Annotated in this window: 17 protein-coding genes; 2 read left to right on the top strand and 15 right to left on the bottom strand. The window is 46.1% G+C overall.

The genetic code is table 11. From position 1 onward, the window contains the following. Positions 1–23: 23 nt before the first annotated feature. The 10 genes from MHI01_RS27300 to MHI01_RS27255 all read right to left on the bottom strand — a co-directional run bounded on the left by MHI01_RS27300 (position 24) and on the right by MHI01_RS27255 (position 11,983). On the bottom strand, positions 24–2,675 hold the full coding sequence (locus MHI01_RS27300; protein ID WP_340984591.1) for a molecular chaperone: 2,652 nt from the start codon (positions 2,673–2,675) through the stop codon (positions 24–26). Between the two features lie 32 nt (positions 2,676–2,707). Beyond that, entirely contained in the window at positions 2,708–3,397 is a 690-nt protein-coding gene (locus tag MHI01_RS27295) for an iron-dependent peroxidase (protein ID WP_127545047.1), read from the bottom strand. 7 nt (positions 3,398–3,404) lie between these two features. Next, complete coding sequence (locus MHI01_RS27290) at positions 3,405–4,697, bottom strand: normocyte-binding protein (protein WP_221824770.1); 1,293 nt, start codon at positions 4,695–4,697, stop codon at positions 3,405–3,407. After that, positions 4,697–6,541 carry a SpoIIE family protein phosphatase gene (locus MHI01_RS27285; RefSeq protein WP_253502197.1) on the bottom strand — a complete coding sequence of 615 codons (1,845 nt, stop codon included), beginning with the start codon at positions 6,539–6,541 and terminating at the stop codon, positions 4,697–4,699. Before MHI01_RS27285 ends, MHI01_RS27290 begins: the two co-directional genes overlap by 1 nt. Before the next feature lie 40 nt (positions 6,542–6,581). Continuing rightward, complete coding sequence (locus MHI01_RS27280; RefSeq protein ID WP_228469530.1) at positions 6,582–7,463, bottom strand: PP2C family protein-serine/threonine phosphatase; 882 nt, start codon at positions 7,461–7,463, stop codon at positions 6,582–6,584. After that, a complete protein-coding gene (locus MHI01_RS27275) occupies positions 7,448–7,981 on the bottom strand; it encodes an FHA domain-containing protein (RefSeq protein WP_091013796.1) in 534 nt (177 codons plus the stop codon). The genes MHI01_RS27280 and MHI01_RS27275 overlap by 16 nt, the downstream gene beginning before the upstream one ends. A 43-nt stretch (positions 7,982–8,024) precedes the next feature. After that, complete coding sequence (locus MHI01_RS27270) at positions 8,025–8,576, bottom strand: FHA domain-containing protein (protein WP_127545040.1); 552 nt, start codon at positions 8,574–8,576, stop codon at positions 8,025–8,027. 42 nt (positions 8,577–8,618) lie between these two features. Further along, positions 8,619–9,080 (bottom strand): J domain-containing protein, encoded by a 462-nt coding sequence (locus MHI01_RS27265; RefSeq protein WP_282320641.1) that lies wholly within the window; start codon positions 9,078–9,080, stop codon positions 8,619–8,621. A 125-nt stretch (positions 9,081–9,205) separates the two neighbouring features. Further along, complete coding sequence (locus MHI01_RS27260) at positions 9,206–9,631, bottom strand: hypothetical protein (protein ID WP_056695746.1); 426 nt, start codon at positions 9,629–9,631, stop codon at positions 9,206–9,208. A 183-nt stretch (positions 9,632–9,814) separates the two neighbouring features. Continuing rightward, the gene (locus MHI01_RS27255; RefSeq protein ID WP_091013787.1) at positions 9,815–11,983 is read right to left on the bottom strand and encodes a transcriptional regulator; all 2,169 of its coding nucleotides are present in this window, start codon (positions 11,981–11,983) and stop codon (positions 9,815–9,817) included. A gap of 648 nt (positions 11,984–12,631) precedes the next feature. Here MHI01_RS27255 and MHI01_RS27250 point away from each other — a divergent pair. After that, a complete protein-coding gene (locus tag MHI01_RS27250) occupies positions 12,632–14,614 on the top strand; it encodes a vWA domain-containing protein (protein WP_164783142.1) in 1,983 nt (660 codons plus the stop codon). A 182-nt stretch (positions 14,615–14,796) separates the two neighbouring features. Here the strand turns inward: MHI01_RS27250 and MHI01_RS27245 are convergent, their stop codons facing one another. The 3 genes from MHI01_RS27245 to rnhA form a co-directional block, all read right to left on the bottom strand. Further along, the gene (locus MHI01_RS27245) at positions 14,797–15,786 is read right to left on the bottom strand and encodes a serine/threonine protein kinase (RefSeq protein ID WP_340984590.1); all 990 of its coding nucleotides are present in this window, start codon (positions 15,784–15,786) and stop codon (positions 14,797–14,799) included. A 299-nt stretch (positions 15,787–16,085) separates the two neighbouring features. Then, the gene (locus tag MHI01_RS27240; protein ID WP_036615225.1) at positions 16,086–16,955 is read right to left on the bottom strand and encodes an alpha/beta fold hydrolase; all 870 of its coding nucleotides are present in this window, start codon (positions 16,953–16,955) and stop codon (positions 16,086–16,088) included. Positions 16,956–17,287: 332 nt separating this feature from the next. Continuing rightward, positions 17,288–17,941 (bottom strand): ribonuclease H, encoded by a 654-nt coding sequence (gene rnhA / locus MHI01_RS27235; RefSeq protein WP_340984588.1) that lies wholly within the window; start codon positions 17,939–17,941, stop codon positions 17,288–17,290. 154 nt (positions 17,942–18,095) lie between these two features. Between rnhA and MHI01_RS27230 the strand changes: the two genes are divergently transcribed. Beyond that, entirely contained in the window at positions 18,096–18,728 is a 633-nt protein-coding gene (locus MHI01_RS27230; RefSeq protein ID WP_282320634.1) for a DUF421 domain-containing protein, read from the top strand. 141 nt (positions 18,729–18,869) lie between these two features. Here MHI01_RS27230 and MHI01_RS27225 read toward each other — a convergent pair whose 3' ends face one another. Beyond that, complete coding sequence (locus tag MHI01_RS27225) at positions 18,870–19,637, bottom strand: ABC transporter ATP-binding protein (protein WP_127545022.1); 768 nt, start codon at positions 19,635–19,637, stop codon at positions 18,870–18,872. A gap of 2 nt (positions 19,638–19,639) precedes the next feature. Continuing rightward, positions 19,640–20,716, bottom strand: coding sequence for a FecCD family ABC transporter permease (locus MHI01_RS27220; RefSeq protein ID WP_340984916.1), 1,077 nt, complete (start codon positions 20,714–20,716; stop codon positions 19,640–19,642). Positions 20,717–20,762 lie beyond the last annotated feature (46 nt).

The following is a 20,762-nucleotide window of genomic DNA, read 5'->3' as shown; positions in this document are numbered from 1 at the left end:
TTCCCCCTTTCTGCTCGTGATCCTCACTTCATTCCGTCAAAGAAGTCCAGTTCCGACAAGTCTGTTTCAAACGGAAGCAGCTTCTGAGATCCCAGATACATCCGTTCATTTCTGCGAGCTACAGGCAACACATGGAAGCCCCAATGACGATCATCCGGAAACACAAAAAACTTCGTCTCTCCATTCACGATGGAATCCGTATCATCTTGCGGAATTTTATCTCCATATCGATCTCGAATGTCTTCGTAGAGCACCTCTTTATAGAAATCCGGGCGGTTCGCATATACGAATTTTTGTCTCAGCTGGCCATCGCTTCCGCTAAGATACAACTCCACTTCTGCCGTCTCGAATGGACGGGAAATGCTGCCAGGAATACCATCACTCCGATCCAGACTGCTGATCAGCATTTTTTCACGTCCATTATGCGTGTAGGCACTTACGGTATACGGAATTACAGCGGCATCATGCGTGATGTCAGCTTGAACGCTTCCTGTTTTGCGGGCACTCAGATAACGAATTGCCCCTCGAAGGCAGGCAAGTTTAAGATCAGGCACACGCCCTTCCGCAGGTTTTTGCCGAAACTCAATGCTTCTGCCTGGAACGAACTCCTTCAGTGCTTCCCGAAATACATCAATGCGGCAGGACTGACCTGTCAACTTGATAATCGAGTACTGGTTCATCCGCCCTTGATGATAGAAATCATCCAAAAACTTGCGAACCACCTCATAGATATCGGCCTTAATCAGCTGGGTAATTTCCTTGATATTGAACACCACATCGGGGAACTCATATTCATCCTTCAACTCCCCATTCCGTTCTACCGAGAGGAACCAACGCTCCATGGTCGTTATTTGCAGATCACTGTCCCCGTCGTCCTCCATCTCCGAGTGGAATCGGTTACGCAATATGCCGGTTTTGCGGAAAAATTGCTGCTTCATCTCTTCTGCGATTTCCCACAGAAAGTAGAAGTTGCCTCTTACCCGCAAATACTCGTCCCGAGAACGATTCTCTCGGCGCGCAAACGCGGTAGGGATGATGTGTTCTGCCTCATCATATCGCTGCTCCAGCTTCTGATAAACGGACTTCACACCCTCTTCGTCCACCTGACGGAACACATCCGCACCAGGTGCCTCAATCAGGCTATCAATATCCGTCACCTGACGGCGTCCGCTATAGTAGTCGGCGAATACAATTTTCATGAATTGCATAATACGATAGGTAATGTTGTGACCTCCGAAGTTCGTATCCCCATTTTCGTAGGTAGTATGAATATCGAGCTTGTACGCCATATGTCCATCCTCGATCGTAAAGGCACAGGAAGATAAATCCGTCGTTCCACCGCCACAATCAATCACGAGCGCATGATACGTCTGCCCTTCCATGAAAGCACCACGTTCCATCCCGTCAGCAAGGGTGTTATAGAGTACAGCCATTCCCTCATCCAGCGCATACGTCTGCTCAATCCGATAATCCGGAAGCATCTCGCCGAACATCTGCAAAAACTGTGTTTTCATCTTCACGGGACTGGTAAAATGCACATGGCGAAACTTGCACTTGAACTGATGCTCTGCCGTTCGGATGATGTAATTCATGTACGCACGCAGCAGATCCATACGAGAAACGATGGCCGCATTGCCATGAACATCGACGATTTCTTCCATTTTGTTGTAATTGTTCACCCATCGCTTCATGCTGCGGAAGACACTCGCCCGGCTACTGTATCCTCCCCGACGCATACTTCGCAGCGCTTCATAGCCGAACTCGTAACGAATGTTCGCTGGATCCGAACACTCCGCCACCCCAATGGCCGTAGGCAAGACCTCGATCCAATCCGTATCTTTGTATGTAGGATCGGGAAAAGAAACGTAGTTGATGGCATCCATACGGACTCGCCCATTCAGCAAATCCTGGCTGCTCGGCGCCTGAATATAACCGTTATGCAAATAGGCGCCTGCCGTCGTATTGGAGGTGCCAAAATCAATTGCAAGCACTGCTTCTGTCGGTTCAAGCTCCCGGATGTCCAGATCTGCCAGTGGGATTTGAGTATATTGAATATGAACCGGTGGAAGCGGTCTGCTGGAATAATAGGTCTGATATAGGTACTCCGAGTCGCGTTTACGGAAAAAGAGAAGACTATACTGTCTGTTTCCAGATCTCTTCCAGGTCGCCCCACTTCCTGCGGTCAAATAAAAGGTTCCCGATACGGAGTCGTCCTTAACCAGGTTGAAGATGCCGCACAGCTCCATGCTTTCATTGACTAAAAGTACGTTGGATTCGGTTAGTCCCCCCGGTGCCGTAACCACATATCGATCCAGCTTGTCCACGTTCAATCCTTCGTACAGAATCAGTCGCGCAGGTACACTAATGCCTCCATCACTGCTCATGGGCGCCGTCATATGACGAGAAATAGCCTTTTGTATCCGCTCGAATCCACCTTCAACAGACTGATTGATCCACAATATATCGTCCGCTCCCAGAAATTTTAAAATAATCCGAATCAGTTCTTCCCGCTCCGTCCGAGGGCCCAATCCCTCGATTAACCGTTCCTTGTAGCAAATGTTCCGTAATTGGAACGTGGTCATGTCCATCAATTCTTCACGCGTATAACGCATGGTTCCTCTGGAACGTTCCCTGCTCGTGGCATCAGGATACAATCGGTATGAATAGCCGTTCATCTATACTTCCTCCTTACAACTGCTGGTGCTGCTTAATATAGGGCAATCCCGTCCTGTATCATCGTATAATCCACATCCAGAATGCCAAAATGATGCCTCCAGTATATTTCCGTGTCGAAACGAACCGGCAGAAAGAGTTCAAGAATCAGTTCCAGCTTCTCCTTCGCTTCCGTACGCTCTACCTGACCAATATACAAAAGCAATTCATCCTTTTCTTCACAATTGGCATATAGGGTTGAACGCGGGAACATTCGAACAAGGGTATCCCTCAGCAGATGAACCGCCTCTCCCGTATCATACAAACGGAGCATATTGCAGGCGATCACTTCCTGCTCCTCCTGTCCGAACAGCTCCAGTCGCCGCCGAACCCGATCCCCGTATACACCCGAATGCATATCCTTCAGAATGAAGCGAATATAATACTCCCTCTTGTTCATCCCCTGCATCAAATCCATATCCGCCAGAAAATGAATAACCAGATCAAAGAGCGCTTCCCGCAACTCCACCTGCTCTTCATTATTGATATCGAAGAGGTCCCGGAAAATATCAAAAAAGCGATAATACGGATTGACTTCAACCGTGCCTTCCACGCCTGAAGCATTCAGGTTTGTCTGGCTAAGTTCCATGTAAGGCGAATATACACGTGCTGGCACAAAGGTTACGTCGCGCAGATCGGTTCCATTACGCTTGGCCCGAATAATCAGATCCCAGATGTAATTCATGCTGTACTCACACCCATTCCCCTTCGCAGCAGTATTCCGGGAAAGCCAGCTGGATTTCGGATACCAGAAAGCTCAGCAGATCATCCAGAAAAATGGCCTGTCCCGGCTGCTTTCCGTGTCTGCTGAACCTTAAAATCATTCGATGTTTATCTGTTTCAACACGGACATGATCGCTAACAAATGCATTAAGTGGATACGTAATGCCCAAAGCGGGTCCTGGCGCCACCACTTGCACATCTTCCAGTTCCAACCCCTCTGCTGCCTGAAAAGCGTGAACCATGCGGGAAATCTCTCCTTTGGATCGTACAGAACGTCCTTCCTGGCGAGCATATTTACCGGCAAACCCTTCCCGCTTGTTATTGGAAAACAGCGGATAGTCCATCCTGCCAATGCGGGTTGCGACGGGACCCGCTATTTTCAGCACCGTCCATGAATCGGATTTTTCCAGTGGTGATACGATGGTGATATCTTCTTCCGATCTTTTGATATACCGAATATGCGATTCGTCTCCATCCACCAGATATCCGTGTTCCGTTCCGGTTTTGCGGAGTGGCAACACATGTTCATAATTGATTCGGTCCGAAGCCGGAACAGGGAATCCACCCGTTTTCATATCCAGCTTCTGAATGTTCCACAGCGGAATCATATTGGTTCTTTTATAAGACTCAAACTCTTCGAGATGGATGGAAAGTTCCTTGACAGCATGTTGTTTGTCCCATGCTTCTCCATCGTCCGAACTGACCAGAACACAATCAATGAATTTGTACACATAGGGTGCATTGATCGATTTCCATGGCAGACTGTTCTTACGAAAGACCCGGTACAATTCTTCAACTTTGGAGATATACGCTGCACTTGATTTCAACCGAACCGTTATGGCATGCCTGCCTCCACTGGTTACTATCTCCCCGCGAAATGTCCGATTACTGTTCAGTAGAGATTGGAGTTCCTGTTGCCCACATTCCATGTAGAACGTGAATAATTTCATCTCTTCCTGACGCGCCAGTGCCTCTGAAGCCTCACTCAAATAGACGGACTGTGATTCAGCATCCTCAGGAATGATCGGGTACAGAAATTCATGAATGGGATCCAGATCTTCCCGCGCACATAATGTGACATATACATCATGACGTTCCTCCTGCGGCAACACCTCATCAAAAACCCGTTGCTCAATCTGTTTGTTCAGCGTCTCCTGATACTCCACAAGATTAAGAAAAACGCCTGTCATGAGATCTTTGAGCATGCGGCGTTGTTCGAGATCCTCCATCTTGTTAAGACGGTCACGAATCATGTCTTTCATCATGAATCTCCTCCTTCCGATGATTCCTGTTCGTTCACGTCAGCCTCCGTGGTATCGGTGCTTCCGTCAGCCTTGGAGGCAGAATTGCTGCCAGCATTACTTGTCGTTTTTCCAGGAGAAGTACCTGAGCCGGAAGCATCCGCATTGCCATTTCCAGCCGAGGTGCCATTAGCAGTGGAAGAACCGTTCCCTACTGTATTGCCTGTATTCACACTTCCTGTACTCCCGGTCATATCCGAGGTTATGCCCGAGGTATTTGGTGAGTCTGATCCTGCCGTATCCTGCGTAAGATCAGCCGCCGGTACCGGTGGGTTTAATTTCTCATCCAGTTTGTTTATTTTCCGCTCCATGGCCAGCACACGTTCCAGCATATCGATCTCTTGATAAATTCCCTGTGCCGAAGCATAGGCATCCATGGCTCCGCTGTAGTCTCCGGCTTCATTGAAGCGGTCACCCTTCTGTTCCAGCGTATCTGCCTGAAGCTGCCGGGATTGTCGCTTGATATCTGCACGTTTGGTCTCGGCCGTCTCCAGTTGCGTAGCAATCTCCTTCAACGCATCTTTGTAAGCTGTCTCCGTAGCGGCCGTTCTGGCCCGTTTATACAAAATGATTGCTCCACTGTAATCTCCGTTCTGGAGTTTCAGATCGCCCTCGGTGATCCAGTCTTGCACTTGCTGGAAAGTGGTCATCTGCTCCAGTCGCTCCTGAATAACTTCCCGGTTGAACATGGTATAGGATTCAGACAATTCCAATGCTTTGGTGTAACTCGCGGTTGCTTTGGTAATGTCGCCTTCTTTCAGGTGAGCTTCCCCATCAACCAGCGTCTGAGCAGCAGCCATCTTCGCGGTCAACAGCTTTTTATGTATCGGGTCCTTGATTTTGATGGAATTATTGCGTGCAAGGCTGTAGTCCGAGACCGCCTTGGTATACTCTTGTTCCTTGACGTACTGGTCTGCGGTCTGTTCATATTGCAGCATATCTACGACCAATTCAGCTTTTTTGGCTGCACTTTTTACAGCGTAGAATATGCCGGCTCCACCAAAAATCAGGAGCATGACCAGCATGATGGCAATCCGCTTAATCCATTTCTTACGGTTCTTGGGCTCTTCATGAAAAATCTTGTTCACATATATGGCTGCCGCACTATAATTCTCGATACGGGCACGCTGCTTGCTAAGCATTACTTCTTCAAGCGTATCCGCCAGTGTCTGCGGGTCATTGGCGCCTTCAACCGCATCGATCATCTCGGCATCCTGAACCCCTTCCCATAATCCAGGGGTGCAGAGCACAAGCACATCGCCATCGGCCAGCTTGATCTTATCCGATACATACGGTCTGATCATGCCAGGTTTGCCCGCGTATTCGTTCAGATTGCCGCGTTCATCATGCTGATCCACACGATCTTCTGCAATCTGGCCTTCGGCTGCCAACTGAGCAGCAACGCTATGATCTTTGCTTTTTAGTGCAAGCCGATTTCCACGAAAATGATACAACCGGCTGTGTCCGGCAGATGCCCACACCATACGTGTATAATCTGTCACAACAATGACGAATCCCGCTTTGAGCCTGACTCGGCGGCTTTCATACTGCAACCATTCATGGGCAATCTTGATATACTCCGTTAGTCTGCGTTTGGACATGGTTGGCTTTTCCAAAAAGGATTCCAGAATGGTCTGCACTGTGATCTGTGCGCTATTCACTTCCGTATCTGTATCCAGGCCATCTGCAATGACATAACAGGCCCAATCTTCCAGCTCAACGCAGCCGTAGAAATCCCGATTTTTCAGGAAAGATCCCGCTTCCGAGACAAAAGCCGTCTTGAATTCACTGTTCTCCTTCCTCATCCGTCTCCCCATTTCCCTTCCCTGTGCGTTGCCTGATCCGTTACCATCCTTGCTCCAAAATGATAATCGTGGCATTATCCTGATGCACGAGCTGTTTTTCTTCAATCAAATCAATGATGGTCTGAGCTGCATCAAATGGCGACATGTCTTTCGCAAGTATAGTTTCCAGTTCCATCTCAGTAAGAGAGTTGTATACCCCGTCACTGCATAACACAATCTTGTCCGCCGGCTGCAGTGCAAACGGCTCGTCCGCGATTTCCATTTGTTTAAAATGGTCGTACCCCAAATAGTTGACCAGCCTTTTGCGCTGCGGATTATCCAACGCCTCCTGCTCCGATATTTCTCCAGACATATACTGTTCTTCCAGTTGGGTTTCCAGTGTATGTTTATGATTGATAGCAAGCAGCTCTCCTTTACGAAATACGGCCAAAATACTGTCTCCTACCGCGCCCCAATATAACTCTCTGCCCTTGATCATGGCCGATACCAACGTTGTTCCACCCGGAACGCCAAGCAAGTTACGAAGAATCGCCTGGTTTGCTGCATGGGAAGAAGCATCCCAAAACTCTTCCGGATCAGGAAACCGCTCCAACTCTTCAAACTCACGGATAAATGTTTCTACCGCAGTGGTACTGGCTACTTTCCCACCAGATAATCCGCTAATTCCATCGGCAAGTACCGCAAGCACACCATAAGGCTCCACGGCACAGGCAAAATAATCATCCTGTTCACTGCGAGCACCAATGGTCTGTCCATTCCCGATCTGAACGCCAACCGGCCTATCGTCACGTTGCCTTACCGGAATCCGGCTTCGGACGAATAACAACAACCAGATCGACAAACAGCCTGCTGCCAGAACCCAATAAGGCGTTAGCTCCTTGTCGTTCCACAAGATCATGAAGGTATTCACTGTTGCTCCCATTCAAAATGCACACCACATAATGGGATGAAAATAAATTTACTGCGTCCCAATTGAATGACGTCGTAGGCAGCCAGTTCCACCGGAGAATAGACCGCTTCGTTGTTATGGTAGGCAAGGCCGGAAGCATCGCCGGGCAGCAAATAGAAATTCCGTTTTTTGGGATCATATACAATCACCGCATGATTGCGCCTTGAAATCGTGTTATCCCCAAGGATTCGAACATGCATCTCTTCCGAACGTCCAATAAAGTTCTTTTCAGCCATAATCCGATAATCCTGGCCCATCTGTGGACCTTCGATACACACCATCCATCCCGTTACCGGTTCAATTCCTGTCGTTTCTCCCAGGTATGGCATCGTTCTGTCATCCTCTGCCGTGCGAGGCGCGCGTGGGATTGCTCCCCCTGCTTCACTATTGCCGGAAGGCGGTGACTCGACGGCCAGATTACAATATGGACAGGTGTTTCCGTGCCGTCTCGTGCTGAACATATGTCCGTTTCCACATCTTGTCAGACTCATTTCTTTTCATTCCCCCGTAAGCTTGTATGATGGTATGCCAACGTTATTTCACCAAAATTCGGGTATTGGCAATATAAATTAAGTCTCCTGCCTCAATCAGGCTGGGTTCTTCGATTTCCAATTTGGATGATCTGCTTTGATTTCCCTTACGTACGCCCACGCCGCTGGCGGAGTCAATATCCTCGATAAACCATTGGCCCGAGGCTTTGTTCAGCACAGCATGTTGCGGACTGATGAGGGAAGCATATGGAGTATCGGACAAATCAATGTCCGCCTCACTGTTCTTCGAACTTTTTCCGATCAATACACTTGTCTCACCCTGAATGTACCATTCCTTCACACTTGTACCGTCATCGTCCAACAGTACGAGTTTCACAACACGTGAAGACAACTTCTTCTTTTCCCTCTTGCTGGCAGGTAAGTATTTAAAAAACAAGTATGCTCCCCCGGAGAGGACCACAATAATTCCAGTTATCCACTGGGCACTCATGTCCCGGTTAATGATGAATATGTAATACAGCACGGCTAACGAAATCATGGCGACGCATGCGTCAACCCCTATCGTCATTACCGATCTTCCTCGTTTCACTTCCATAACCTCCGCCTGAACCGGCACGATCCATTACAGGCCACCGGCTTACTTTTTTCGAACTCCGAAATATCGGTCAAACATGGCGGACATATCCATTCCTTTGTTGGGATCGGCTTTGCCACTGTTTGAGCTGTCCTTGCCTTTGGGGCGATAGCCAAAAAATTGTTGAAATTGTTCCTGCATTCGTGATGGATCAGACCATACCTTCTCGGTATTCATAGGTCCATTTTGGGCTTGTCCACTCTTTTCTCGTGCAGTACTGGATGTTGCTCCATTTGCCCCTCCTGGGTTCCCTGTAGATCGAGGTTGTTGATTGTATGCAGCCCTTAACTCGGGATTTCCGAGTGTACTGTAGGCCTCATGGACTTGCTTGAAACGCATTTCTGCCTGCGCATCTCCCCCATTAACATCCGGGTGAAATTTCTTTGCCAATTGACGATAAGCCTTCTTGATCTGCTCCGGAGAAGCTTCACGTTCCACACCAAGCACGGCATAATAATCATTCATGGTATTCGTACCTGCCTCCCTGCCGTATTCGGGCGTAAATAAAGATTAAGGGGCACCAAGGCCCCTTAACTTGACAGAATTATTCTGGGCCAGCCATAACTGACCCGGAACATCAGCTTCTCCCTTTATACAGGGAAGCCGCCTTCAATTTTAGTGAATTCCGTTTTGTCTTTTTTCTGTTTGATGAACAGGCTGAATTCACCTACGCCTTCGGTATCTCCGAAACGTTCTGTGTAATCCACAACGAACGCGTTAGGCATGTAAATTTTGCGTACCACTTGATCCGCCGCAACCACTTCAAGGGTCACTTTACGGTAGCAATCTGCTTTTTCAGCTGGAACGAGGGACCACAGAGCAAGTTTCATCGTGTCATCTGCATTGTCACCGTCTGTTGCTGTAATAATTTTGCCACTGATGCGAAGTGTTGCACCTACATCTGTGGATCTAGCGTTGGAATCATCCGGTGTATCTGTGTCATACACTACTGTGCGGATATTATCCATTCCCAATTCGATTGTTTCTGCGCCTTCTACTTTCAATACAAAACCCATTAATAAAAACCTCCTTAAGATTAAAAAACAATGTGCCCGGCATGCTCTCCATTTGAGGAGAGGTACCGAAATATATGTATAAGGTCAGCCAATAAAGGCCGCCTCTAACACCAAAATCAATGTCTATAATTCGTTGTTTGAAGAATTATAGACATTTCTAAAACTTGTACCCACTCCAGTTTCTTACACCTTCATCGCGCTGGTGCCTTTAGTAATCATGACCTCCAGGTTCTTCACGTTGCCGTTGAATACCAGGTCAATGTGGCACATATTGCTCTTCTCATCGATGATAAAGCTCATGTCGTCACCTTCTTGAATGATCGAATTGATCGACCCTCGGGTTCCCAGCCACCGGCTCTTCTGACTGCTCGGATTGTTGCTGAAGAATTTGACGATATTTTCATGCTTGAAATCACCCGTCTGGAAACGGAGCAAGCGCTCAATGTAAGTACTTACGAGTGTCTTATACAAGGAATCAAAACCATCTTCGGACATCGCCATGCTTCTCGCTTTGTATACCGTGATCCGCTTGATGTCGCTATCCTGGATTTGGGCATTCTCCGATGAGAAAATAAATCCAAAGTTTTTGCGGTTAATCGAATCCTTGATGGTGTTCGTGAATCCGGAAATTTCTTTGGTCATCGTAGTCACTACACGCAGACTGTTATCGCCTGCCTCAATATCAAAACGCACACCTGGATAATCCCGGTTCACGGTTTTGAATGCGCCTCGTAGATACTCGGGGCACTGATATGCAGCCACAATTCCGGCAGATACATAAGACGCACCGACATACACACCTTCAATCCACAGCTTCAGAATGTCTTCTTTCTCCTTGGAAAGCTCCACACCATTCTCCGTCTGGAGCATACGACTGTCGATAACGACACCCGATTTCTCTTTCGGAATGATGGTGAAATTCGGAGCACTTGGAATGGCGAATTCGCTGTAGTCTTTGCGAGTTAATACCGCGCATTTATCAATATATTTATCGATGCCCGCAGTAGCCATGCTGCTGAATGTAGTCTCTTCTCCAGATTCAAAGCTAAAGAATACTTGTACTTTGTAGTCTTTAACGACTTGCAGAAGCATGGACAGGGATTCCATACTGTTTCCGTCTTGTTTAACCACTTTCTCGTTACCACGGAAACGGGCTCGACTGACTTGAACTTGTCCCGTATTCTCCAGTTCAACGGAAGGAACAATTCCGAACCAAATAGTGTCGGTAAAATCATTCTTCGCATTGACTGTGTTGAGATAGGTCTCCAGCCGCGGAATATTACTGCTCTTAACAAGCATATCCAGCTTGGCATTGGCAATCAGCATGGAAGGAAGCATGCCTTTGTTTTTGGTCGCATATTGATCAAAGAACATTTTGACACCCAAAATTTTCTCTACCAGCGGTTTTACGGTTTTTACAAAGTCATCCTTGGCGTTCTTGTAAAATTCCAGGTATGTATTGTAATTCTGTACTTCAACTGCCGTATCAACATCCGTCTGAACTGCAGGCAGTGGGCAGAATGTACGAACGACCAGATCCTGTACATACGGTGAAGGTGCCTCGGAGAGTGAATCATAATCTTCGGCAAACACCTGAGTCAAATCTGTGCTTGTCGACTCATCCAGGAGCATCAACTCGTTGTTATCACTCTTTGGAGCTTCGATAATTTTCAATTCTCCGCTCTCACCAATTGTGAGTTGTCCTACCTGAATCGCTTCGGAAGAAGTTTCTTCTTGAGCACGGCCCAGCAACAAGCGGGTTTTGATATCTTCGATGGCCAGTGGCAGCATTGCCATAACATTGTTATAGTTCCGGCTAGCATCTTCAAACATGACATTAAGTTTATCCCCGATATCCAACTTCTTCGGGTCCCCGTCATCCAGCTTCTCATGCTGGCCGTACATGTAATGAATTTCTTTTCGTACCTGCCGAATGTCATCCATAACCTTTTTCGGTGAAATCATATCCAGCAAATTTTCAAACTTGAAATCTACATTCGTAATCCCCTGACTACGTTTGGTATCAATCAGGGTAAAGAGCATTCTCAGGAAGTCATTGCTATGATCAATTTTGATCTCAGAGATTGCTTCATCCGGAATCCCTTCGGGCTTTTTGAGCGTATACATGACTTTCTGGTTTACCGCATTGAAAAAGGAATACACACTGGGAGAAAACTTGTCCAAAAACTCATCGAAGCTTCGTACAAGCAGGTGTTCATTGATCTCCTTGATCTTGTCATCATTCAGACTGTCGATCCCTTTTACGTCACCGACAATCGTAATCAAATCCATTTTCTCAGGATTGATCTCTTCGAAAAGCATCGTTCGGTTCGTTTGATTAATAATATCCATTCAGGCAACATCCCCCTAATGATGGTTCATTCGGGCGAATGCTTCCCCCCCTCCATCAATTTTTGACACTCCGCACGCTCTATCAGTCTTTGGTCATGATCTAAGAGAATCATCTTCTCAGGCGATCACAAGTCCAATAGAACGAGCTGTCAACATATGACTGGAACTTATGTACCAGATTATGCCGTTTGCTTTGGAGATTTATGGAATTCATCTTAATCATCAGTGATATGTTTTGTCAATATTACCCTATATAGGTCTAAAAGCTCATTTTTGTGACTTCGATATACCTATAGAACTAATTTCCGATTTCCGCTTCACTTCCCATCGAATCATGCCGATGATAAAGAATATCCTATAATCTGGATGATGTTCAATGATTTAAAACTAGTGGAGTTTTCCCCCTAATCAAGAGGAAATCGCCTTAACGTATGCGGTGTTGCAATATTCTTCGCTTATCAAAACTACGCATAACGGGGTTTTGTCGAGTAGAAACAAAAGTTTTTCAACAAAAATCAGTTTGACCTCTAAAAACAATTGCAGTGCCCAAAACAGAAAGGAGATTCAAAGCATCGTATGATATTAACAAAATTCAAAAAAACATTTTTTTCTATCTTGGTAATCAGCTTTTTAATTCCAGCATGGGACATGGGGAGCATATACGCTGAATCATCCGTCAAGACCCAGACGTATGAAGGCCTCGATGCCATGTTTGTCCTGGATGTTAGCTACTCCATGAATGAGACCGACAAAGATCGCATTGCCGAAGAAGTTATACATATGTTTATGGATATGAGTAGTGGACCTAAGACCCGATTGGGATTCGTAGCTTATAATGACAAGATCACTTCATCCGTACCACTGATGGAGATTTCATCCTCTGGAGCTCGCAATAATCTTCGTAGCCGTGTGGATGGCTTAAAACGTTCGGGATATACAGATCTCGGACTTGGCTTACGCCGAGGGGCTAGCCTGCTCGAACAATCGCAGACGGACAAACGTAAACCATTTATGATTTTGCTCTCTGACGGAGAAACGGATTTGCGAGGATCGACGAGCAGAACACCTGCTGACTCCTCCAAAGATGTGGACAAAGTTATTGAGATGGCACAACAAGCTGGTTATCCCATCTATACTGTGGGACTAAACCGCGACGGTACCGTTAACCCGGCAGAACTGGAGCGTATCGCCAAAGAAACGGGTGGTTCTTCCTTTATCACCGGAAGTGCGGACGATCTGCCTGAAATCTTCAATCGGATTTTTGCAGATCAGATTCAATCCGTTCTTGTATCTGTAGCGGCTGTAACTGCAACAGGAGCAATGCAGGAAGTAACCGTGGATATTCCTAACTCCAGCATGGCGGATGCCAACATTATCATGCTATCTGATCATGCTGTCTCGGAAGCTCAGCTCTATTATCAATCGAGCAATGTCAGCTTCATACGGTCTGATAAATATGCTCTGATGAAGATCATTCGTCCGGTCAAAGGACAGTTTAAACTGAAATTCAAAGGCCGTAGCGGTGATCTGGTGAAGATTAACCTATTAGGGAACTACAACGTCTCTGCGGTCGCAAATATGGCAACGGAGCAGCCCGTCAAGGGGAAGAGCATCACATTTGAGGCATCACTCTACGATCAGGCTGTGGACCCTAAACCCATTAAGGACTTGGATGTGTACAAGGGACTGGAAGCGGAACTCATTGTAACTCCATCTGATGGAAAAACAGAACGTATCCCTTTGACCAATACAGGTAGCGGATTTACGGGAAAATACACTTTTCCCAAGTCGGATTTGTACACATGGGGACTACGAATCGACGGTCCGGACTTTTATCGGGAAATTACTCCGGTTGAAGTAGACATTACGAATCAAGCACCCGTAGCCACCGGCGAATCCATGGTGTTATCCAAAGATGACAGCAATACAGATGTCGACCTGAACAACTACTTTAAGGATGCCAATAATGATCCATTAACGTATGTCCTTGCAGACGGTGGAAGTGAGCGCAAACTTGGAGATGCCATCATTGAAGGCAACCTGTTGCGATGGTCTTCTCTACACACCGGAAGTTCAACGATCAAGGTGACAGCAACGGATTCTGAGGGAGCAAGTATAACTACAGACATTTCGTTGCAAATTCATTCTTTACGTGAAAAGGTACTGCTATATACAGGATTTGGCCTGCTTCTTGCTGGTGGTATTTTCGCACTGTATTGGTTCGTAATGAAGCCAAAACCCGTATTCCGGGGAAGACTGGAAGGATACTTTCTAGCGACAGCGAACGGCGAGGATATACCAGTGACCAATTGGCCTCTCACTTCATTGGAACGCCGAAAAGTAAGTCTCAGTGAACTGTTTGATCGCATGGACATCGGGGTCAAAGTACTAGAAGCGGGACGAATCTGGCTGGAAGCGGGTAAAAAAGAAACGTTATTGGTACGGCACGATACGAATTGTACGGTTGTCCGAGGCCGAACGCCAGTGAAACGCAGACACACGGAAGCTATGGAGTACAATGAAAAGTTGTATATCACGTTTGAGGATGGTGTTACGGAGATCGAAATTCGTTACAAAGCCATCAAACCAAGTACCAATATCTATGTAGGACAAAAGGGAGATCCACAGTAAACTACGTGTTAACTACGTGGAAATGAAGCACGCTGATGTATGTTCTCTCTGAAAATATAATAGAAACAAGCCAGTTCGCCCCATATGTACGGGTAAGAACTGGCTTGTTTCTATTTTACACCTATTTAACGGTTATGCTTTCATTTAAGCGTATCTACTTTAGCAACATAGGTCATGACTGCTTACGCCGTCTCATGTTGCTTCTTCGGCTCCACTTCATAGACCTGCGTATGTTGATTCTCGGCTAAAGACCATTCCACTGTACCTGGCTTGCGCACTTTCCATACCCAGGCTTGAACTCGCAGCGAGCTTCTGACCCAAGCTAAGGAAGCACAGCGTTTCTCAGAACGAACCGTCAACCCCCAATGAATAACACGAGCGAGCCAAGGATTCACATACTCATTATGTGAGCGAACAGATGGCAATTCATCCTGGAACAACCGCTGTTTCACGTCCATAGGGGGTTGCCCACATGTCCAATAATGGAGCAGAGCTGCCAAACTATAGATGTCCGACATCGGTCCTTGACTAGATTTCTCCGAATAAAACTCCAGCGGAGAATAACCTGCCGATGTAAATATCACCTGTTTCTCTCCGGATTGCATAGGCCAACGGGTAGCTGAGCCAAAGTCCAGAAGTTTGGGTGTACCATCCTCCATAACCATAATGTTGGAAGGTTTCACATCCCGGTGAAGAATGCCTTGCTTATGTATGTAATCCAATGTATCCACCAGTGGAAGCAGCGTCTCCGTTATGAAAACAGCATCAAGAGCATGATTATGTTCATTCAAATACTCGGTCAATGTGATTCCCGTGCAGTATTCCATAACCAGATACCCCGTACCATTCGCTTCAAAATGATCCATATACGATACAATATGGGGATGATCCAGTTTCGATAATAGTTCACCTTCGAGCAGAAATGCAGCCAGTAACTCCTGATATTGCCCACCGTATCCTCGTGAAGAGCAGAACACCCCTCGCTTGTCTGCCTGCCGTTCAGCCATTCTCTGTGGGAAAAATTCCTTAATGGCTACTTTGGCACCTGTGTTACGATCTCGCCCTGCATATACAATAGCCAACTCACTGCTGGCCAATACCTGTCTTACCTGATATGTATCATTTATAATCACATTGCGCTGCAATGTCATTTTACAATTGTCTTTTCTCATAACAGACCTCTTTTCAACCTTGTCGATCGGAAGACTTTCCGCGTAAATGCATCACTTGGTTTAACCAGTCAGCAATTCATCGCCAACTATACATATAAACCAAATGATGCAATTTGAAACACCTTCACGCGAAATATTTAAATATTAATGATATCAAGCCTTCTTCGTTCTACTGCTAATCCCTATCCACACTATTCTATAGAAGAAAAGCATTCTCTTATATAGAGTATCGACAGATGGATGTAATTACTTTATTAAACTGGAGAAAAACATTTCTCATCCTTCATTAACAGTTTTTATTAATAATTATTCTGTAAAAAACGCCCGATTTCCTCGTTCATCTGAACCAATACGTCCTGTGAAGGGAAATGTCCTGTATCATACTTGATGGCTTCTACATTCGTAATAATCTTTTGAGCTCGCTCAATACACTTATCAGCTGGGAAAAAGACATCCTTCTCTCCTACCAATAACAAGGTTGGTGACGTATAATTCACCAGTTCTTCCCGCTCCGTAAGCTTGGGCAGATCCTGATCTATGCTGACGTATTTAAAAAGTTTGCCGATAATGTTTTTATCCATTTCTTTCATGCAGTTGCACGACATGTTGTCCGTAATTTTTTGCAAAGAAGATGGTGAAGACGTCATACGATACTTGACGAGTGGCAACGTGATATCCTGAGCTGTTTTAATTTTGGAATTGACCGCAAGACCCGCAGGAGCAACCAATACAGCACACGAGATGCGTTCCGGAATATAGGTAGCCAGTCTGAGAATAATGCCTCCTCCAAACGATGGGCCGATAAATGCACTCTTTTCGATATCATAGTGATCCAGCAGATCCGATACCCATAATGCCAAACTATCAAACCGTGTCGAGATACTCGCTTCCTCACTATAACCAGGATGACCAATCGTATCAGGAGCAATAATCCGGTATTCTTTAAATAAAGAAGAGAACCAGGACAACGTCATCGGATTCACACAATTACCGCCTTGGAGAATAAATAACGGCTTGCCATCTAGAGGACCCGTCAGTAAAACATGTGTCTTTCCAAAACGCGTCTCTACATACTCCCGAGTAAATTCCTCACCCAACTCGTTCAAATAAATCTCATACTCTTCAAGTATGCTGCTCTTGCCTTCTTCACTTCTATAAATGGAACTCATGTCTGCCTCCTGCAATATATACTCAAATACCCCATTCTATTGAATGGACTTGCTAATCAATGGACCAAAAAGATAAAGAGGGCCTGCAGATGACAGGCTCCTCCATATGTTTAACTAATCATATTCAGATGATTATAGAGCGGAAACTGGAAATTGTAAATAACGATTCTAATAGACCAGAAATTAAGGAGGCATCCTTTGGAAAAATCAATTTCATAACTCACTAAAAATGTATTTTTGTAACTAGATATAGACAAATTAAACCGTATTTATCTATATCTAGCCTTGATTGAAGCAGCGAAAGGTATTATGAAATTAATACGGATAAATACCTACTTCCGGCCGTAATCTGCCTTGATTTCGCCCCACTGCTTGGTCTGCCATTTTAGCACTTTATTGCTGTACGTATTCGTCTGGAGCCACTGCTCCGCACGATCAATCATCAACCAGATCTCTTCCGTGGAGTTGTCTCTTGGCAACGTTGTGGCTACTTTTTTCTGCTTTAGCCATTTCATGGCATTGACCGAGTCGGTATACACCGTTTTGGTACTGGCTTCTTTCTTAAGATGTGCGAGGGCATGTACAATGGCTAAAAATTCGCCCAGATTGTTCGTGCCTTTGGAGATCGGTCCGACGGAGAAAATAACCTCACCGGTGCGGGTGTCTACTCCTTTGTATTCTACAGGTCCGGGGTTACCACGTGTGCCCACATCAACAGAGACGCTGTCGTAATCCACTTCCTCTGACGTTTCCATGCCAGCACTTCTTCCGCTACCAGCTGAATTTTTCTTCGACGCTCCGCCTGCACTTGAACCCCAGTTCCCTTTCCAGCCAGCACGATACGCTTCTTCTGCGGCTACTTTGGACTCATAGGATTTATATTTTGCTCCAGTATAATGATCCGTCTGCGCTTTGCAATCTGCCCATGTGTTATACACACCCGGCTTCTTGCCTTCCCAGACAACATAATATTTCTGTTTTGCCACTGTGACCCGCTCCTTTGTTCACTTCATCAATACCCTATTGTAAACGATCTGGTGGGCGGAATGAAAGCTATGGATTTAGCCATCTGCATAATTCCTCCAACTCCAGAACAGCCTAAGAAACAAAGCGCATACTGGAATAGAAAGGAATATACGTATGGACTGGATATGGAAATCCGTTTTACTTGTACTTATCGGCATGATTCTGCTGCGAATTGCAGGACGCAAGTCGATCTCACAGATGAGTGTCGCCACAACGGTCATCATGATCTCCATCGGAACAACGATTGTACAACCCATCGCAAATCATGAGCTTGGCAAAGCGATTGGATCAGCATCGGTCTTCATTTTGACATTGCTTGTAGTGGAACAACTGCAATTGAAATTTAATATTTTTGAACGGTTAATGAGTGGCAGTTCCAAAATCGTGGTAGAGGACGGAAAGGTCATTATCCCGAATCTGAAACGTATGCGTTATACGATGGATCAGCTTGAGATGCATATGCGACAGCACGGAATTACAAGTGTAGATGATCTGGAGACGGCGACGGTGGAACCCAATGGTCAACTTGGTTATGTCCTGAAACGACATGCTCGTCCTGTAACGATTGGAGATCTGGAAGAGATCCTACGAAGTTATGCGATTACAGGTAGTAGTCCAGCAACGGGAGAACACCCCCAACAAGACAACAGCAGCAAGTCTTCAACGCATAGCGATAATTCCTCAGATATTTTTCAAGAAGTCAGCAAAGGTGCTCATGCTCATCCCGTTGATCCTAAGCTTCAATAGTTAATCCCTACCCCACCTAAAAACAAAAGACCGGCCCTGCGAGCATGCAATAACATCGCTCCAACAGGTACGGTCTATGTTCATTTCAATTGATTATTTCGAAAGATTGCTCCAGGTCTCCAAACGAAGATATAGTCCCAATCAACGTGTACTCAGGTAAGCAATGCCTAAGCCGCCCGTAACCGGATTTGTATAGATTTCACAATCGACATCGAACACCTCACCAATCATCTCGCGAGTCAGAATATCAGCCGGTTTACCATGGACCACAATCTGACCCTTTTTCACCACATAGAGATAATCGCAATATGCTGCGGCGAGTTCGAGATCATGCAGCGCTGCCAATATGCCAATGCCGAGTCCACGGACAATATTTAGAATCTGAAGTTGGTATTTGATGTCCAAATGGTTCGTTGGCTCGTCCAGGATCAGGAATTGGGGTTGCTGTGCCAAGACACGCGCCAATACGACACGCTGTTTCTCCCCACCAGACAGAGACACGTAATTGCGGTCTGCATGTCCAGTCAGATGTACTTTTTCCAGAGCCTGCTCCACGATTTCGTGATCCCGTTCATTATCCGTCTCCAGCATTTTTTTGTGCGGGGTACGGCCCATCATGACCATCTCACGTACTGTAAAATCAAAACTCAATTCATTAAACTGGCCAACAACGCCCATGTGTCTGGAAACAAGCTTTGGACTGGATTTGAGAATATCGGTATTATCCAGAAAAACCTTACCTTGCTGCGGTTTGATCACTTTATAGATGCTCTTGAGCAGCGTTGACTTGCCACAACCATTGGGTCCGATCAGTCCAACGAACTGTTTACCGTTCACCTGTAATGAAATATCCTTGATGATGTCCGTGTTCAGCACAGAGATGGATACATTTTCTACGTTCAGCTTCATGTTTAATTTCCTCCAAAACCGTAGCCTTTTTTGACCAGCATATACATAAACATTGGTGCACCAATCATGGCCGTAATAATACCGATTGGCAACTCCACGCTGGATATGAGGGATCGTGCAATAACATCCGTCCAGATGAGGAAAATGGCTCCAAACAGCACGGATACAGGCATCACTTTACGATGGTCGGAACCCACGAGACCTCTGACAATATGCGGAATAATGAGTCCAACAAAACCAATCATGCCACAGCTCGCCACCATAACACCTGTCACCAAAGCGGTTAACAGCATGTACACCCTGCGGTACACACTCAGATTAATGCCCAGTGTAACGGCTGCTTCATCCCCCAATAACATCGTATTGAGAACTCTGGACTGTAAAAGGAAAAATAGAATCGCCACAAGCACGACGATACCTACGAGTGGAAGTTTATTCCATCCGGAAGCCGCTAGGCTACCCATGGTCCAGAATGTCACCGTTTTGATGCCTTCAGCATTGTTAGCAAAATAAATAATAAAGTTCGAAAAAGCGCTGCATAACGCGTTAATCACCATTCCCGCAAGCACCAGCTTGACCGACGTCATTTTCCCCCGAATCCCTGCCAAAGTCAGGACTAGTAATGACGCACCCACCGCACCGGCAAAGGCCCAGAAAGCCACCCCCGTCTGACCTAGCCACCCAATCGCACCGAATCCAATAAGAATTGCAAAGGTTGCTCCAAGTGAAGCGCCTGAGGATATACCCAGTATGTAAGGATCAGCCAGTGGATTCTGCACAGCAGCCTGCATAACAGCACCGCACAAGGCCAAGCCTGCGCCGATAAACATCGCCATCAGCACACGCGGGAAACGAATCTGCCAAATGATATCGGTAAAGGAACCTGCCTCAATGGGTGTTGTCCCCCACTGAAATCCCGTTAATTTGTATAAAAGAATACGATATGACTCCGCCAGTGGAATTTGTACCTGTCCAATGGAAACTGCAATACCTACGGATATAAGCGTAATCATGATTAAAGCTGCAATCAGTAAAGCAAACCCGGATTTACTATGAATCAGAGACTCTCTTTTCCCCATACGCTGTGTCTGAACCTGAACCGTCTGTGCCATCTCTTCCCCCATC

The sequence above is a fragment of the Paenibacillus sp. FSL M7-0656 genome (assembly GCF_038003225.1).
GTDB lineage: Bacteria > Bacillota > Bacilli > Paenibacillales > Paenibacillaceae > Paenibacillus > Paenibacillus amylolyticus.
The sequence above is the reverse complement of the archived record's forward strand: the minus strand, read 5'-3'. Positions and strand labels throughout refer to the sequence as shown.

Excerpts from the sequence above, each read along its gene's own strand:
- MHI01_RS27300 (WP_340984591.1), bottom strand. The coding sequence starts at position 2,675 with ATGAACGGCTATTCATACCGATTGTATCCTGATGCCACGAGCAGGGAA.
- MHI01_RS27295 (WP_127545047.1), bottom strand. The coding sequence starts at position 3,397 with ATGAATTACATCTGGGATCTGATTATTCGGGCCAAGCGTAATGGAACC.
- MHI01_RS27290 (WP_221824770.1), bottom strand. The coding sequence starts at position 4,697 with ATGAAAGACATGATTCGTGACCGTCTTAACAAGATGGAGGATCTCGAA.
- MHI01_RS27285 (WP_253502197.1), bottom strand. The coding sequence starts at position 6,541 with ATGAGGAAGGAGAACAGTGAATTCAAGACGGCTTTTGTCTCGGAAGCG.
- MHI01_RS27280 (WP_228469530.1), bottom strand. The coding sequence starts at position 7,463 with ATGGGAGCAACAGTGAATACCTTCATGATCTTGTGGAACGACAAGGAG.
- MHI01_RS27275 (WP_091013796.1), bottom strand. The coding sequence starts at position 7,981 with ATGAGTCTGACAAGATGTGGAAACGGACATATGTTCAGCACGAGACGG.
- MHI01_RS27270 (WP_127545040.1), bottom strand. The coding sequence starts at position 8,576 with ATGGAAGTGAAACGAGGAAGATCGGTAATGACGATAGGGGTTGACGCA.
- MHI01_RS27265 (WP_282320641.1), bottom strand. The coding sequence starts at position 9,080 with ATGAATGATTATTATGCCGTGCTTGGTGTGGAACGTGAAGCTTCTCCG.
- MHI01_RS27260 (WP_056695746.1), bottom strand. The coding sequence starts at position 9,631 with ATGGGTTTTGTATTGAAAGTAGAAGGCGCAGAAACAATCGAATTGGGA.
- MHI01_RS27255 (WP_091013787.1), bottom strand. The coding sequence starts at position 11,983 with ATGGATATTATTAATCAAACGAACCGAACGATGCTTTTCGAAGAGATC.
- MHI01_RS27250 (WP_164783142.1), top strand. The coding sequence starts at position 12,632 with ATGGGGAGCATATACGCTGAATCATCCGTCAAGACCCAGACGTATGAA.
- MHI01_RS27245 (WP_340984590.1), bottom strand. The coding sequence starts at position 15,786 with ATGAGAAAAGACAATTGTAAAATGACATTGCAGCGCAATGTGATTATA.
- MHI01_RS27240 (WP_036615225.1), bottom strand. The coding sequence starts at position 16,955 with ATGAGTTCCATTTATAGAAGTGAAGAAGGCAAGAGCAGCATACTTGAA.
- MHI01_RS27230 (WP_282320634.1), top strand. The coding sequence starts at position 18,096 with ATGGACTGGATATGGAAATCCGTTTTACTTGTACTTATCGGCATGATT.
- MHI01_RS27225 (WP_127545022.1), bottom strand. The coding sequence starts at position 19,637 with ATGAAGCTGAACGTAGAAAATGTATCCATCTCTGTGCTGAACACGGAC.
- MHI01_RS27220 (WP_340984916.1), bottom strand. The coding sequence starts at position 20,716 with ATGGGGAAAAGAGAGTCTCTGATTCATAGTAAATCCGGGTTTGCTTTA.